13 protein-coding genes are annotated in these 13,497 nt (G+C 58.3%); 6 read left to right on the top strand and 7 right to left on the bottom strand.

Annotation, left to right across the window (positions count from 1 at the left end; genetic code table 11):
• Nucleotides 1-73 precede the first annotated feature (73 nt).
• Nucleotides 74-484, bottom strand: a complete 411-nt coding sequence (locus tag ACYVM5_RS10585; protein WP_460618092.1) for a nucleoside-diphosphate kinase — start codon at nucleotides 482-484, stop codon at nucleotides 74-76.
• A gap of 227 nt (nucleotides 485-711) precedes the next feature.
• On the opposite strand from ACYVM5_RS10585, the gene ACYVM5_RS10580 reads away from it, so the two are divergent.
• The 5 genes from ACYVM5_RS10580 to ACYVM5_RS10560 all read left to right on the top strand — a co-directional run bounded on the left by ACYVM5_RS10580 (nucleotide 712) and on the right by ACYVM5_RS10560 (nucleotide 5,038).
• The gene (locus ACYVM5_RS10580) at nucleotides 712-1,758 is read left to right on the top strand and encodes a DHH family phosphoesterase (RefSeq protein WP_460618091.1); all 1,047 of its coding nucleotides are present in this window, start codon (nucleotides 712-714) and stop codon (nucleotides 1,756-1,758) included.
• A gap of 38 nt (nucleotides 1,759-1,796) precedes the next feature.
• Complete coding sequence (locus ACYVM5_RS10575) at nucleotides 1,797-2,840, top strand: FKBP-type peptidyl-prolyl cis-trans isomerase (protein ID WP_460618090.1); 1,044 nt, start codon at nucleotides 1,797-1,799, stop codon at nucleotides 2,838-2,840.
• Nucleotides 2,841-2,929: 89 nt separating this feature from the next.
• The gene (locus tag ACYVM5_RS10570) at nucleotides 2,930-3,526 is read left to right on the top strand and encodes an FKBP-type peptidyl-prolyl cis-trans isomerase (protein ID WP_460618089.1); all 597 of its coding nucleotides are present in this window, start codon (nucleotides 2,930-2,932) and stop codon (nucleotides 3,524-3,526) included.
• A gap of 10 nt (nucleotides 3,527-3,536) precedes the next feature.
• Nucleotides 3,537-4,058: an FKBP-type peptidyl-prolyl cis-trans isomerase gene (locus ACYVM5_RS10565; RefSeq protein WP_460618088.1), complete on the top strand. Its 522-nt coding sequence runs from the start codon at nucleotides 3,537-3,539 to the stop codon at nucleotides 4,056-4,058.
• A 26-nt stretch (nucleotides 4,059-4,084) separates the two neighbouring features.
• Nucleotides 4,085-5,038: an FKBP-type peptidyl-prolyl cis-trans isomerase gene (locus tag ACYVM5_RS10560; protein WP_460618087.1), complete on the top strand. Its 954-nt coding sequence runs from the start codon at nucleotides 4,085-4,087 to the stop codon at nucleotides 5,036-5,038.
• Nucleotides 5,039-5,126: 88 nt separating this feature from the next.
• On the opposite strand, the gene recO is transcribed toward ACYVM5_RS10560, so the two are convergent.
• The 4 genes from recO to ACYVM5_RS10540 all read right to left on the bottom strand — a co-directional run bounded on the left by recO (nucleotide 5,127) and on the right by ACYVM5_RS10540 (nucleotide 9,448).
• Nucleotides 5,127-5,846, bottom strand: a complete 720-nt coding sequence (gene recO / locus ACYVM5_RS10555; RefSeq protein WP_460618086.1) for a DNA repair protein RecO — start codon at nucleotides 5,844-5,846, stop codon at nucleotides 5,127-5,129.
• Between the two features lie 63 nt (nucleotides 5,847-5,909).
• Complete coding sequence (porZ, locus tag ACYVM5_RS10550) at nucleotides 5,910-8,261, bottom strand: type IX secretion system anionic LPS delivery protein PorZ (RefSeq protein ID WP_460618085.1); 2,352 nt, start codon at nucleotides 8,259-8,261, stop codon at nucleotides 5,910-5,912.
• A gap of 71 nt (nucleotides 8,262-8,332) precedes the next feature.
• Nucleotides 8,333-8,959: a thymidine kinase gene (locus tag ACYVM5_RS10545; RefSeq protein WP_460618084.1), complete on the bottom strand. Its 627-nt coding sequence runs from the start codon at nucleotides 8,957-8,959 to the stop codon at nucleotides 8,333-8,335.
• A 150-nt stretch (nucleotides 8,960-9,109) separates the two neighbouring features.
• Nucleotides 9,110-9,448 carry a 2Fe-2S iron-sulfur cluster-binding protein gene (locus tag ACYVM5_RS10540; RefSeq protein ID WP_460618083.1) on the bottom strand — a complete coding sequence of 113 codons (339 nt, stop codon included), beginning with the start codon at nucleotides 9,446-9,448 and terminating at the stop codon, nucleotides 9,110-9,112.
• 37 nt (nucleotides 9,449-9,485) lie between these two features.
• On the opposite strand from ACYVM5_RS10540, the gene ACYVM5_RS10535 reads away from it, so the two are divergent.
• Nucleotides 9,486-10,667 carry a hypothetical protein gene (locus ACYVM5_RS10535; RefSeq protein WP_460618082.1) on the top strand — a complete coding sequence of 394 codons (1,182 nt, stop codon included), beginning with the start codon at nucleotides 9,486-9,488 and terminating at the stop codon, nucleotides 10,665-10,667.
• Between the two features lie 60 nt (nucleotides 10,668-10,727).
• Here ACYVM5_RS10535 and ACYVM5_RS10530 read toward each other — a convergent pair whose 3' ends face one another.
• Complete coding sequence (locus tag ACYVM5_RS10530; RefSeq protein WP_460618081.1) at nucleotides 10,728-12,065, bottom strand: hypothetical protein; 1,338 nt, start codon at nucleotides 12,063-12,065, stop codon at nucleotides 10,728-10,730.
• Nucleotides 12,065-13,300 carry a rod shape-determining protein RodA gene (gene rodA, locus ACYVM5_RS10525; RefSeq protein WP_460620179.1) on the bottom strand — a complete coding sequence of 412 codons (1,236 nt, stop codon included), beginning with the start codon at nucleotides 13,298-13,300 and terminating at the stop codon, nucleotides 12,065-12,067. Before rodA ends, ACYVM5_RS10530 begins: the two co-directional genes overlap by 1 nt.
• Between the last annotated feature and the right edge of the window lie 197 nt (nucleotides 13,301-13,497).

The raw sequence follows: 13,497 nt of genomic DNA, 5'->3' as shown, positions 1-13,497 counted from the left end.
TGTTTTTAGTATAAAGAAAAAGCCCGCCCTGCATGCGCAGAGCGGGCTTTTTGCTGCCCTGGGGCAGTCGAAATTATTTATTACCGAAGAAGAACTCGCCTTCAATCTGCGCATTTTCGTCCGAGTCCGAACCGTGCACAGCGTTGGCTTCGATGCTCTTGGCGTACTTCTTCCGGATGGTGCCTTCCTCGGCGTTGGCCGGGTTGGTAGCGCCGATGAGGGTGCGGAAATCGGCCACGGCGTTGTCTTTTTCGAGAATAGCCGCCACGATGGGGCCGCTCGACATGTATTTCACGAGGTCGTTGTAGAACGGACGCTCGGCGTGCACAGCGTAGAACTGGCCAGCGCGCTCGGCGCTGAGGTTGATTTTCTGGAGCTCCACGATGCGGAAGCCGCCGGCCTCAATCATGCTCAGGATGCCACCAATGTGGTTTTCCTGAACGGCATCGGGCTTAATCATCGTGAATGTGCGGTTGGTGGCCATTGCGTTGGTCGGGGGAGATTTGGGGGGTTAAAAATATTATTGAGCCACAAAAGTAGCACGAAAGCCCACGGGTTGCTTTGGCCGGGTATGGCCGGCGGTTGAGATACTTGCGGAGAACCTTCCGGGGGGAGTGCGTTGTTGGGAACGGATTTATGCCGACTTTTGCCGCCCCAATTATTCGTAAGCCACCGGCCCTCAGTTCCGTTTCCGGGCCATTCACGTTGTCGATGTCTAGTTCAATTTCCGCGCTGCAAGCATTGCTGGCGCAGCCCAAGCAGGTTGTTATCACCACCCACCACAAACCTGACGCCGATGCGCTGGGCTCGTCACTGGCCTGGGCCGGCTACCTCAAGCAGAAAGGCCACCACGTGACGGTGGTCACGCCATCCGATTATCCGGCCTTCCTCAATTGGATGGAGGGCAACGACGAAGTAGTTATTTATGAGAAGCGCCAGAACGACCGGCAGGTGCGCGACCTCATCGCCCGCGCCGAGGTCATCTGCTGTCTCGATTTTAGCTGCCTGGGCCGCATCAACGAGCTGGGCGAATACATCCGGGTAGCTAGCGCCACTAAGGTGCTGGTCGACCACCACCAGGAGCCCGAGGACTTTGCCGACATCACGTTTTCGGTGCCCTCGGCCGCGGCCACAGCCGAGCTCATCTTTGAAATCATCCGCGACCTGGGCGACCAGGACCTCATCACCAAGGGCATGGGCGAGGCGCTATATGCGGGCATCATGACCGATACGGGCTCGTTCCGCCACCCCAGCACCTCGCGCAACGTGCATTTGATTATCGCCGAGCTGTTGAAAGTGAACATCGATTTGTCGTCGGTGCACCGCCGCATCTACGACTCGCATTCCGAAATCCGCCTGCGCTTTCTGGGCTTTGTGTTGAAGGATAAGCTGGTGGTGAACCGCGAGTTCAACACGGCTTACATCGCCATCACGCAAGAGGAGCTGCGCGAGTACCAAAGCAAAACGGGCGACACCGAAGGCTTGGTAAACTACGCGCTGAGCATTGAGGGCATCAAGTTTGCGGCCGTTTTCATTGACCGGGGCGTGGCCGTCAAAATTTCTTTCCGCTCGGTGGGCAACTTCTCCGTCAGCGACTTCTCGCGCAAGCATTTCGACGGTGGTGGGCACCACAATGCCGCTGGCGGCATCAGCTACCTGTCCCTCGATGCAACCGTGGAGCGCTTCCTCAGCATCCTACCCGAGTACAAGGAGCAATTAACGGGCGTGCCCGCTGCCGTAGCGCCGCCGCTGGTGTAACTTTGAAGCGTTTCTGACTCCTCACTTCTTTTTTTTTCATGCGTTTTTCCTCCCGCTCTGCGCGGCAGCTGGCCCTGGCGGCCGGCGTGCTGAGCTTCGCTTCCCTCACCGCCTGCAACAAAGGCGGGGGTGACTTTGCCAAGACCAAGTCCGGCATCGAATACAAGATTTTCAAAAAAGTAGGCAACAGCTACGAGCGCCGCGAAATCGGTCCCGATGGCGACCCGACCTACAAAGACCGGGTGGGCAAGTTCCTGCTCGGCAACATGCAGTACCGCACCGGCAAGGACTCGGTGCTCCAGAACACCCGCCGCGACGTGGGCCTGCCCGTGCCCCTGCCCCTGCAGGAGCTGAAGCAGAAAGGCATGCCCGACGAGGCCCTTTCCTTGCTGCAGCCCGGCGACAGCGGCGTGTTCCGCTTCCAGGTCGATTCGCTCATCAAGCCCAAGTCGGGCCAGCCGGTGCCCCCGTTCCTGCGCAGAGGCGGCAACGTGGTTCAGATGTTCGTATCGACCACCGACAAGCTCATCACCCAGGCCGAAGCCCAGGCCATGCAGCCCGAGCTGCAGAAGCGCGCCATGGCCGCTCAGCTGAAGCAGCGCATGGCCTCGCCCGAGTACGCCAAGCAGATGCAGGCCCAGAAGGATGCCCAGGCAAAAGCCATGGCCACCCCTGAGGTGCAGGCCCAGCTGAAAAAGGATGATGCCGTACTGCAGGAATACATCAAGAAAAACGGCCTCACCGTACAGAAGACGCCCTCGGGCATCTACTACCAGGTGCTGAAGCCCGGTACCGGCGCTACGGCCAAAGCCGGCCAGACCGTGAGCGTGAATTACAACGGCACGTTGCTCAGCGGCAAGCAGTTCGACTCGTCGGACAAAGCTGGCAAGCCGATTGATTTTCCCCTCGGCCAAGGTGCTGTGATTCCGGGTTGGGACGAGGGCATTGCCCTGCTCAACAAAGGCAGCCGCGCTATCTTGCTCATTCCTTCGCCGCTGGCCTACGGTACTCGTGGTGCGGGTGCCGACATTCCGGCCAATTCGCCCCTGCGCTTCGAAGTGGAACTAGTTGACGTTCAATAATCATTCTTATAGTGCTGGATTCCGGCCAACGGGCGACGCGGCATTGCTGCCCGGGCTCCGTTGGTCGGAATCTTTTTATCCTCTTCGCCATGAATAAATTTCTGCTCCGTGCGCACCATTTGGTGCTGGGTGCCTGCCTGCTACTCGCCGCTCCGGCCCTGTGGAGCTGTAACTCGCAAACAACCTATCAGAAGCAATTGGCTGAGCACCAGAATCTGCTAAAAGGCATCGATGAGGACACGATTCACAACTACCTGGTCCGGACCAATCTGCTGAAAAAAGCCCACCGCACCAATTCCGGCCTGTATGTGGTGGACAGCGTGGCGGGGACCGGCACGCCCGTTACTACGGGCAAGCAGGTGCGCGTAAAGTATATCGGACGGTTTCTGAGCACCGGGGCCAATCCGGGCTCGACAGGTTACCCAGCGTCATACGGCAACGCCAACTATCCGCAGGGCACTATTTTCGACAACTCCTCGGAGAACCATACCCAGTGTGGCTGCGTGGTGTTTACGGGTGGCAGCGGTGCCATTCCCGGGTTCAATGAAGGCCTGTTGCTGATGCGCCAAGGCGACCGCAAGTTGCTCCTCATTCCCTCCTACTTGGCCTACGGCCCCACCGGTTCATCCACCATTCCCACCGATTCGGCTTTGATGTTCGACGTGGAAATCCTCGAAGTATTTTAATCATTTTGGCATGCACGGCACCACAGCCATTGGATGGGGAATGGGCAGCCTGCTGCTCGTGTTAATGCTTGGCAGCCCGACGGCCCTTGCCCAGGTTAACTCCAAGCCGGCCGTGCCCACTACGCCTACCACCCCCATCGTCGGCGCCAGCCCCGATACCGCGCACCTCGCCCCGCAGTTTACACCGGGCGGGGTGCGTTTTGTGTTTCGGGAGCGCGGCACGGGGCCGCTCCCCAAACTAGGCCAGCGCGTGGCCGTGCGCTACACCGGCTTTCTGCCCGATGGCCATGTGTTTGATGCAACGGCCGCCTCGGGTGGGCCAGTGCGGTTTCGGGTGGGGCGCAAGGAAGTAATTGCGGGTTGGGACGAGTTGTTGCCGCTACTGCCCGTGGGCTCTCGGGTGCGCGCCTCCATCCCGGCGGCCCTGGCCTACGGCGCGGCCGGCGTGCACGACCCCGACGATGACTCCCGGTACCTCATACCACCCAATACCGACCTAGTGTTTGAGCTACAGGTTATCAGCGTGCGGTAGCTCTTTTCAGACCCTTACTCTAACTAATGCGAAATCTGTTTTTTGCCGCGTTAGGTGCCCTGCTCAGCTTAGCCCAAACGGCGCAAGCGCAGGCACCTGCCACTGATTTTTCCCGTTTGCCCGCAGGCACCGAGTACCGCCTTTTCCGCAAAGACGCGGCTGGGCACTACCAGCCCCGCGCCCTCGCCCCCACCGATGCGCCCTATGCTAGCCGCGCCGGCCAGGTGCTGACGGTATTTATGGAATTCCGCACCGGCCGCGACTCGGTGCTTATGAACTCGCGCCAAGTGCAGCCGCTGCCCCAGCCGGTGGCCCTGCCCGCGCAGGTTACTCCCGGCAGCCTGGAGGAAGCCTTGGGCCTGCTCCTGCCCGGCGACAGCGCCATCTTCCGCTTCCCGGCCGATACCATATTTGCGAAAACCTTCCGCCAGCCCGTGCCGCCGTTTTTGCGCAAGAGCGGCAACACGCTGGTGGTGCTGGCCAGCGCCCGCGAGCTGGTGACGATGGCCGAAATGACGGCCCGCCACCAGAAGCAGCAGGAAGAAAACATCCGCCAGGGCAAAGCCCTGGCCGCGGCACAAATGACCAAGGACGTGGCCGCTATTCAGGCCTACTTGAAAAAGAACAAGGCCACGGCTAAGAAAACGACGGGCGGCACTTATTATATTCTCAAAAAGCTCGGCACTGGCGCCACGCCCAAAACCGGCCAGACCGTGCGCGTGCTCTACCGGGGCACGGTGCTGGCCACGGGTCAGGAATTCGATTCCTCGGCCAAGCACGGCAATGAGCCCATTTCCTTCGTGCTGGGCCAGGGCCAGGTTATTCCGGGCTGGGACCAAGGCATTGCTATGCTCAACAAGGGCAGCAAGGCGGTATTGCTCATCCCCTCGCCCATGGCCTACGGCCCCCGCGGTGCCGGGGCCGACATTCCCGCCAACGCAGTGCTTCGCTTTGAAGTGGAGTTGGTTGACTTTAAATAGAAAATTAAGCTAAAAAATCAGACCGTTGTTTGTTGGAAACCAGTTACTCACAAGGCAGCTGGCTTCCAACAAACAACGGCCTGATTTTTTAATTGAGGACCTGCGACAGAATATCCAATGAGCGAATTTCGCCCATCTGCTCCACGTGCAGCTGGTAGTAGCGAATGAGCACGTTCAGCAGTTCATGGCGCACGCGGCCGTTGGGTATGGTACTGGTGGTAGGGTCGCGCAGCAGCTCGTCGAAATAGCCGTCGAACTCGTGCAGCCGCAGGGTGGCCGGCCCGGTCGCGCCCTTGGCAGTGGCCGCGTGGCCAGCCATAATCACTTGGTCGGTCAGCTCTGCTCCGGAGCTGATGCCGAAGCCCAGATAGGCCGCTAACTGCAACAGAAAGACCAGCGCGAAGTTCTCGCTGCCCGACTCTTGGCGGTCAAAGTCCAAAATGGAGTCGTGTAGGAACTGGAAGAGGGGTTCGTTCTGCTCTTCCTCACGCACGGCCCGGCCCACCACTTCCGACAGAAACAGCACCACGCTGCTCTTATGTACATCGTAGGGCAGCGTCTGGAAGGGCTCAGCGCATCGAAACTCCGACAGCCGCGTGAGGCCGCCGCTGCCCCGGGCCACGTAGGCCACCAGTTCCAGCAGCGTGAAGGGTTGAAACAGGGCAATGCGCCCCGGCGGCTTGGCCTTGCGCACGCCGTTCACTACGTAGGTCTGCACGCCCAAGCGTTCGGTGTACACCCGGGCAATGATGCTCGTTTCGCGGTATTTGAGGTAGCTGAGGACAATGCCCCGCGTCTTAATCAGCATAGGGAGAAATAAAAAAGAAAGCCGTAGAATGGGCGCCGCGCCCCATTTCTCCTTCTACGTTCCTTATTTGCTAAGGACGGCAACTTTGCTCACGCAGCCGTTTTTGCCGTCTGCATCCGACGACAGGACGAGGTAGATACCCGAGCGCACACGCTGGCCATCGGGCTTGGTCAGGTTCCAGGTAACAGCCCCGCCGGTGGCCGTGGTGGCATATACCAGGTGGCCCGCCACATCCGTAATTTTTACCAGCGCGTTGTTAGCCAGGCCTGTAATACCGACCTGTCCTTGAAAATCCGGCCGCACGGGGTTCGGGAATACGGCCGTGCAATTTGGCTCGCCTTCGGTCACGGTGGCTGAGCCCCGGTAGGCCACCACGCCGGCATCGGTGGCCACCCATACTTCGCCGGTTTTGTCGTTCACTTTCACATCTACAATGCGGTTGGACGGCAGGGGGCTGTTGGCGGTGGTGAAGTGCATCAACGCCTCGTCGGCATCGGGACTGAACAGCCACAGACCATTATCGGTACCGAACCACTTGCGGTCGGCACCGTCAACGGCCAGCGTCCGCACTGCTTCGCTGAACAATGCCGGAAACCCAGTGCCCTCCCCCCGCCGCACCACCGGCAGCGTAAACCCGGCCTGCGATAAGAACGGACCGCTCGGGTCATTAAACACGGCTACGCCTTTGATGGTCGCCGCCCAGATATACCCGCGCCGGTCTTTCGCCAGCTCGTAAATCTGGTTATCGGGCAGGCCGGTGGAAGTGGTAAAAAACCGCGGAGGATTGGCGGCATTCAATGCAGGGTCGATAGCATAGATGCCCAACGGTGCGCCGGTCGGGTCCGTCTTGCGCGACACGGAGGCCCAGACGTACCCATTATCATCCAGCGCAATACGTTCGAGGGCTTCCAGACCCAATGTGTACGGAACGATTTGCCAGGTATTAGCCGTGGGGTCGAATAACGACAAGCCCGACACTCCGGGGCGCAAGTGACGGTTCACCACCCACACTTTGCCGTCGGCAGCCGTGGCCACATCGGTAATATCCACACGGTTACGGTCACCAAATGTGCCCAGCAAAGGGCTACCCGACGGACTGCCTTCGCCAAATAGCCGGAACTTACCTGGCCCTTCCCACTCCAACAGGCCGCCGTTGAAATTGCCGACGTAGAGCTTGCCATCCGGCGTGCGCGTGCCCCGGACTGGGCTGGTCGGGTTGGGGAAATCAGCCAGGTTAGGATAGGAAGTAGCATCGAAGTTGGTCCATTGGCCGCCCTTGTATTCGTAGAATCCAGCTCGGTAGCCCGACAATTCGTACCGCTCACCGTATTTGCCTGTGAAAATATCAACGATGTTCGTGCGCGCATCTGCCAGTATGCTGAAGGCCAGGCTACCGGCAGGCCCATTGGCTACGAACGACTCGATAACCGTGCCTGTGCCTGGTTGCACCCGCAGTAAGCCCTTGTTGTAGTTGGCCACGTAGTAGCTGCCATCGCGCGCGCGCACTGCATCCTCTGTAAATGTCCCGGCCGTGGGCGGAACCACGGTGGCAACGGTGCTATTGCCACCAAGGCGCCGTACTCCGGCATTGTCGTCGATGGCTAACACCCCGATGCTGCTGAAACGCAGACTCCGAAACTGCCCGGAATAGGTGCCAGGAACTGCCTGCCACCCGCTGACCGCGTAGTTATACACACCCACGCCGTCGACGGCCGCGTACACCTGCCCCCCGTAAGCAGCCAGGAACCGATATATTGGCCGGTTGGTCACCAGCGGCACCGGCAAGGCCACTGTCCAGTTATGATAGTCCAGAAGGTTATTTACCAACGCTCCCCGCAGCAACCCTGCCGAGGTGGCCAGGTAGAGGTAGCCTCCGGCCGAAGCGGCATCATATACGCTAACCATCGCTCCACCGGGACCAATGTTGCTGTAGGTATCGGAAATTTCGAGCTTGGCTAAGTCAATCACTACCAACCCAAAACCGCACGACAAATAAGCCTTACCGCCCCCAATTGATATCCGGTTGATGGTTTTATCCCCTTGAATAGGTTTGCGCAGAATGTCGTTCAGGTTCCGCACACTGCCGTTGGGCCGCAGGATGTCAATATTGGCGTTGCGGTATCCCAGCACCGTTTGCTGCGTCACCGAATCATAAGCCAAGGCCGTCACAGACACGTCGTTTAGGCCGTCGCGACGCGAGAGCACCTGCGTGGTATTCTGCTTCTTATCTAAAAAATAAAAGGAATTTTCCGTGGCTACGTACAGCCGGTTTCCCGCATCGACCAGCAGCAAGGGGTGGTTGGTGGGGAGGTGTAGCTGCCAATCACCATAGCCAACTGTGCCTTGGGCAAAGATGGTATTTGCCCACAAAAACAATCCGGCCAACCCAAACAAACAACGGAAAAAGTGGGACATATGCTCAGCAAAAGCTCAAAGGAAGGATAGAAAGCAGCAGGGCTGCCGTTGCCAACGCTGCACCCCGAAATTTAGTGCGCAGCGGCCGAGCGGGCTGCTGTTATGGGTTCCTTGGCCTGCATGCCTTCCAGAAAACACGGCCGGCAGCGGGCTTCGTAAGAATCGGTTTCGCCCAGCAACACCTGGCTGGCGCTGGCCGCAATGCGGTAAGAATACGACGCAATTTCGCCGCAGCACACGCACACGGCGTGCACCTTGGTCACGTACTCGGCCGTGGCCAACAGGGCCGGCATGGGGCCAAATGGACGCCCTAAGTAGTCCATATCCAGCCCGGCTACGATGACGCGGGTGCCGTTGTTGGCCAGCTGCGCGCACACATCCACCAGCGAATCATCAAAAAACTGGGCTTCGTCGATGCCCACCACGTCGGACCCGGCCGCGAGCAGCAGAATTTCTGAGGCAATGGCCACCGGCGTCGAACGAATCCGGGCGGCGTTGTGGCTCACCACATCCTCGGCGTGGTAGCGCGTATCAAGCGCAGGCTTAAATATTTCGACCCGTTGCCGGGCAATGCGGGCACGGGTAAGGCGGCGAATGAGTTCTTCGGTTTTGCCCGAAAACATAGAGCCACACACCACTTCAATCCAGCCCCGACGGGGGGCGTTGTGGCGGTTTCCGACGCGAGGTTCAATAAACAAAATACGGGCGGGCTTGGGTGGTTTTGAATCCTAAAGTTAGGAACGAACTGCCAAGGGCAACGCCCATCGCATCCGTTAGCGCCGCTCCGAATGAGCAAACGTTCTGACCGCCTGCCTTTACCTCCCTATGCGGCCTGGCCATTATTTTGATTAATCGGCAGCCGGCCTTTCGTCGTACCGCACATGGGGCAACTTTGTAGCTTCGGGCACCCTGCCGGTGGCATCACCCGCGGGCAGCTGGGCCTGGCAGGTCAGGCGCTCATTGGGCAGCAGCCGGCCCGCCGCCTGGTAGCGCAGCTCCGGCGCCGTGAGCGGGCTCAGGTTTTCCTGGCCTGAACACAGCTGCAGGCGGCAAGTGGTGCAACGCCCTTTGGCACCGCAGGCGTGCATCCAGTCGTGGCCCGCGGCTTGCAACGCCGCCAGCAATGTTGTCCCGGCGGGTACGTTCACGGCCGCGCCGGGCAAGTTCTCAATCGTTAACAGGGGCATTTGTGCCTAACTTCGGCCACCGAAACCCGGCCTTTTTATGAACGACAAATATAGCCTCGCTAAGTGTGCACAGTATGGCCGCCGCCTGGCCGCCCGGCTCTGCGACCAGCATTTTGGTGCTCAGCCTACCACTACCCTCGACGGCGCGGCCGTGCTCAAATTCACGCCCGTTCGCCAGCTCAACTTATTGGTTATCCGCCAGCTATTGGGCCAGTGGCAGGCCGAAACCGCCCGCCTGCGGAGCGCTTATTTCGATTTTGAGGCGGCCCCCGTCCAAGCGGCTCTGGCCCAGTTCATGAACGTACTTTCGCGCCACATCAGCCTGAACCGTGCGACTTTTGAACCGCTGCTGGCCCAGGCAGCGGCCGATACGCTTGGCATTGTAGCCGACCCGACAGGCAGCTTCCAGCGCCTGCTGCTCGGCAATACCGAAACGCCAACGCTGGCTGGGCTGCGCGACAATCTGCGTTACATCGACATCGACAAAGCCTTTTACCAGGGTTTTGTCGACAGCCTGCCCGTTAGCGACGACCTCGGCCGCGATTTTCTCACGCATCGGTTCGAACTTTACCATGCGGCTAACTACAAGGCTCATCAGCCCATGCAGCGCCTCGTCACCGAGCTCAGTGCCCTGCTTCCCCTTACCACTGCCGACCTGCTTGAGGATGGCCCGGTATCCGCTGCCATAGCTTCCCCGCGGGTCGAAGAGCCTGTTGCTGCCCCGGCACCGACGCCAACTCCGGTGGTTGCGCCTCCCACATTCGTCGCGCCCCCCAAGCAGGAGCTACCGCTGCCCGCCACGCCAGCTACTCCCAAGCCCGCTCCCACTGTCGAAACCCCAGCCCACCTTTCACCTGATGCCGACTCAGCCAGCGTCCCCCTGCACGAAAAGCTGAAAGCCGGCCAGCAAGTCGCCCCTGCGTTAGCCGAAACCCTTCGCGCCACGGCGGCGCCCACTTCGCTGGCCGAGCGCTCCGGGCCTAAAGTTGATACCCTGCGCGAAGCTATTTCCATCAATCAGCGCTTCAGCTTCATCAACGAGCTGTTCAACGGTGAAAACATGGATTACCACGCCGCCATCCAGCACCTCGACTCCCTGCCCACCATCGACCAAGCTCGTGCTTACGTCACTACCGACCTCTCACAGCGCTACGACTGGAGCCGCAAGGAAGAACATGTCAACAAGCTTCTGAAGCTCATTGAGCGCAAATTCGCATAGCAATATGCCTTGCGCTTTCCGGCATCGAGTTGTTTTTTCCAAGAAGGCTGGCCGTATCGGCTAGCCTTCTTGGTTTAGCGGCATCTGCGGTGGCCACCTAAGCCCAGCCAGCGCCAGTGCCAACAGCAATGGCCACACTGGCACCAAGAACCGAGCAGCGCCCAATGGCCCCGTTAGGACTGCTACGTACAGTAGCAGTCCCACTGCCACCCAACGCCCATAGCGGCACGCGGTACTACCATATTGCAGCTGCCGGAAGCCGCGCACGGCAAATCCCAATCGGGCTACGTTTGCCAGCAATATCACTCCCAACATCCCCAATTGCCCCCAAGGCAGACCAATAACAGCCGGCCACAGCCGGCCTTGTCTCGCCTGAGTCAACAAGCCGCCCCCAACCGGCGATGGCCAGCCCAGCAGCTGGCTCAAATCGAAGCGGCCCGGGTCTAGGAATAAAGTCACCATTCCTTGCACATGCTGCCGCACATACAAGCCAATATGCTCGGTCAGCATTGCCGCCGCCTGGGCCTGAATAAAATGCTGCCGCGTCGCAAAATCCGGCATAGCATTCGCCCGGTCGATTACCTGCGTTACCCATTTTTCTTCAACCTCCGGTCCGGCAATCTGCCGGAGTACTCCTGCCGCATTGTATTGCAGCAAGTTTATCTCTGCGATGCTGGAAAAATGAAAATACCCCGTTCGCTGCTGGTTCCATAGCATATATAGCCCAACCACTAGCACGGGCAATACGCCGATAGCCGTAACTGCTGACCGGCGATACCGCCATCCCACAACTATTGCCAGCACAGCTGCCACAAAAGCTAACGGATAAAAAACCGGCTTTAGCAACGAAGCAGCAACCACGGCCCCCGCCCCACCCGCACAATACCGCAATCGAGGGGAATGCATAAATGCAAGGGCAGCGACTGCAATGCCAAGCACCGCCGTTTGCAGCAGCATTTCACTCATCACGGCATTCGCATAGATAAGTTGCGCCGGAAAAGTCAGCACGACCACCAATGCCAGTACCCAATCCCGGAAGTTTGGATATGCCCATCGGGCCCACCACCTCAAAACCAACCCAAGGTTCAGCAAACTGAGCATGTTCTGAACCACCAGCAGCATTACCGGCCATCCACCGGCCCCTCCCAGTCCCAAAATAACCAACGGATAACCAACCGGTCGAATAGTGAATTCCTGCACCGCTTGGCCGCGAGGTGCCCCCCCCGGCCAAGGGCGGGCATAAAGCTCCCCATGCCGCCATAGGTTCTCCGCCGCCTGATTGTAGCGACCGGTATCCACAAAAGACCAACGCCCCTGGTGCAGTACCCATGCCAACGTCAGTACGTGCGCGCCCACCAGCACCGCCCACACCCAGCCAGGGACGCGTGATTTCTCCATCAGCGCACCAAGTCTTGCTTACGGTAAGCATCCAGCGCCAGCAGGCTAAACAGCAGAATGGTAAACGACCACAGTGAAGACCCGCCATAGCTAAAGAATGGCAGCGGAATTCCTACCACTGGGGCCAGGCCCATGGTCATGCCCATATTCACGGTGATGTGAAAGAACAATACACTGGCCACGCAATACCCATACGTGCGCCCAAACACCGATTTCTGTCGCTCAGCCACATAAATAATGCGCCATAACAAGGTCAAGTAAAGCCCAATGACTACCAGGCTTCCCATCCAGCCAAATTCCTCCCCGACAGTACAGAAAATAAAATCAGTGCTCTGCTCAGGCACGAAATCGAACTTGGTCTGCGTCCCCTGTAGAAACCCCTTCCCCACCAGTCCTCCCGACCCAATGGCAATTTTGCTCTGAGTCACATTCCACCCCTTGCCTAATGGGTCTGAAGAAGGATTAATAAGTATTTCTATTCGCTGCCGTTGGTGAGGCTGCAGCACATGGTTATAAAAGAAATCTACCCCTACTACCATCCCAATCACGGCCGCCCACACCCCTATTGCCAGCGGCAGGTGGTGTCGCAAAACTCGTCTATTCAATCCCAATACGGTCAGCAGAATAACCGTAAAAGCTGCCACCAGCCACATTTTCGGCACTATTAAAGCCAATATCAATACAACACCAGCCACGGCCATTAGCAGCAATATCAACGGCGACATTCCTTCCCTAAAATAAGCCAGTAACAGTGCCCCAAAAACCAGTGCCTGGCCCGATTCATTCGACGCCACAATCAACAATGGTGGCAGTAGCGTAATCCCAGCTAAAATCAACTGGTCTCGCCAATCCTGATACCTCAGGTTAATACTTGCCATAAAGCGCGAGGCCGCCAGCGCAGTTGTAAACTTTGCAAACTCCGCCGGCTGTAGTCTTACTGGCCCCAATTCCAACCACGACCTCGACCCAGCAATTGGACGCGCCACTACCATCGTTACCAGCAGCAACACAATCATCCCCACATATAAGGCATATGCTAAAGTGTCATACGCTTTATAATCAACAACAAGCAGCACAACAATCAACACAATAGCCGTAGCAATCCACAATAATTGCTTAAACCAGTTGAATGCCATCAACTGGTCAAAACTCATACTGCTCAATGGATTCGCTGGCGCATCTGGCGAATAACTCGACGCGTAAATACAAATCCACCCAATTGCAACTAATATCACATAAAGCAATACCGTGACCCAGTCAATACTTCGGCTGTAACGTGCGGGAGAAACTTGCACAAATAATAGTTGTATGAATAAGTTGACAAAAATACAATAGTATAATCTTTCATTTGCGACGGGACAAGGGGTAACAGCAAAATGCCCCGTCGCTGGCGAAAGCGGCGGGGCATTACTATAAAAGGTTGGCGGCGACC

The organism is Hymenobacter ruber, from assembly GCF_054783255.1.
The sequence above is the reverse complement of the archived record's forward strand: the minus strand, read 5'-3'. Positions and strand labels throughout refer to the sequence as shown.

Excerpts from the sequence above, each read along its gene's own strand:
- ACYVM5_RS10585 (WP_460618092.1), bottom strand. The coding sequence starts at position 484 with ATGGCCACCAACCGCACATTCACGATGATTAAGCCCGATGCCGTTCAG.
- ACYVM5_RS10580 (WP_460618091.1), top strand. The coding sequence starts at position 712 with ATGTCTAGTTCAATTTCCGCGCTGCAAGCATTGCTGGCGCAGCCCAAG.
- ACYVM5_RS10575 (WP_460618090.1), top strand. The coding sequence starts at position 1,797 with ATGCGTTTTTCCTCCCGCTCTGCGCGGCAGCTGGCCCTGGCGGCCGGC.
- ACYVM5_RS10570 (WP_460618089.1), top strand. The coding sequence starts at position 2,930 with ATGAATAAATTTCTGCTCCGTGCGCACCATTTGGTGCTGGGTGCCTGC.
- ACYVM5_RS10565 (WP_460618088.1), top strand. The coding sequence starts at position 3,537 with ATGCACGGCACCACAGCCATTGGATGGGGAATGGGCAGCCTGCTGCTC.
- ACYVM5_RS10560 (WP_460618087.1), top strand. The coding sequence starts at position 4,085 with ATGCGAAATCTGTTTTTTGCCGCGTTAGGTGCCCTGCTCAGCTTAGCC.
- recO (WP_460618086.1), bottom strand. The coding sequence starts at position 5,846 with ATGCTGATTAAGACGCGGGGCATTGTCCTCAGCTACCTCAAATACCGC.
- porZ (WP_460618085.1), bottom strand. The coding sequence starts at position 8,261 with ATGTCCCACTTTTTCCGTTGTTTGTTTGGGTTGGCCGGATTGTTTTTG.
- ACYVM5_RS10540 (WP_460618083.1), bottom strand. The coding sequence starts at position 9,448 with ATGCCCCTGTTAACGATTGAGAACTTGCCCGGCGCGGCCGTGAACGTA.
- ACYVM5_RS10535 (WP_460618082.1), top strand. The coding sequence starts at position 9,486 with ATGAACGACAAATATAGCCTCGCTAAGTGTGCACAGTATGGCCGCCGC.
- ACYVM5_RS10530 (WP_460618081.1), bottom strand. The coding sequence starts at position 12,065 with ATGGAGAAATCACGCGTCCCTGGCTGGGTGTGGGCGGTGCTGGTGGGC.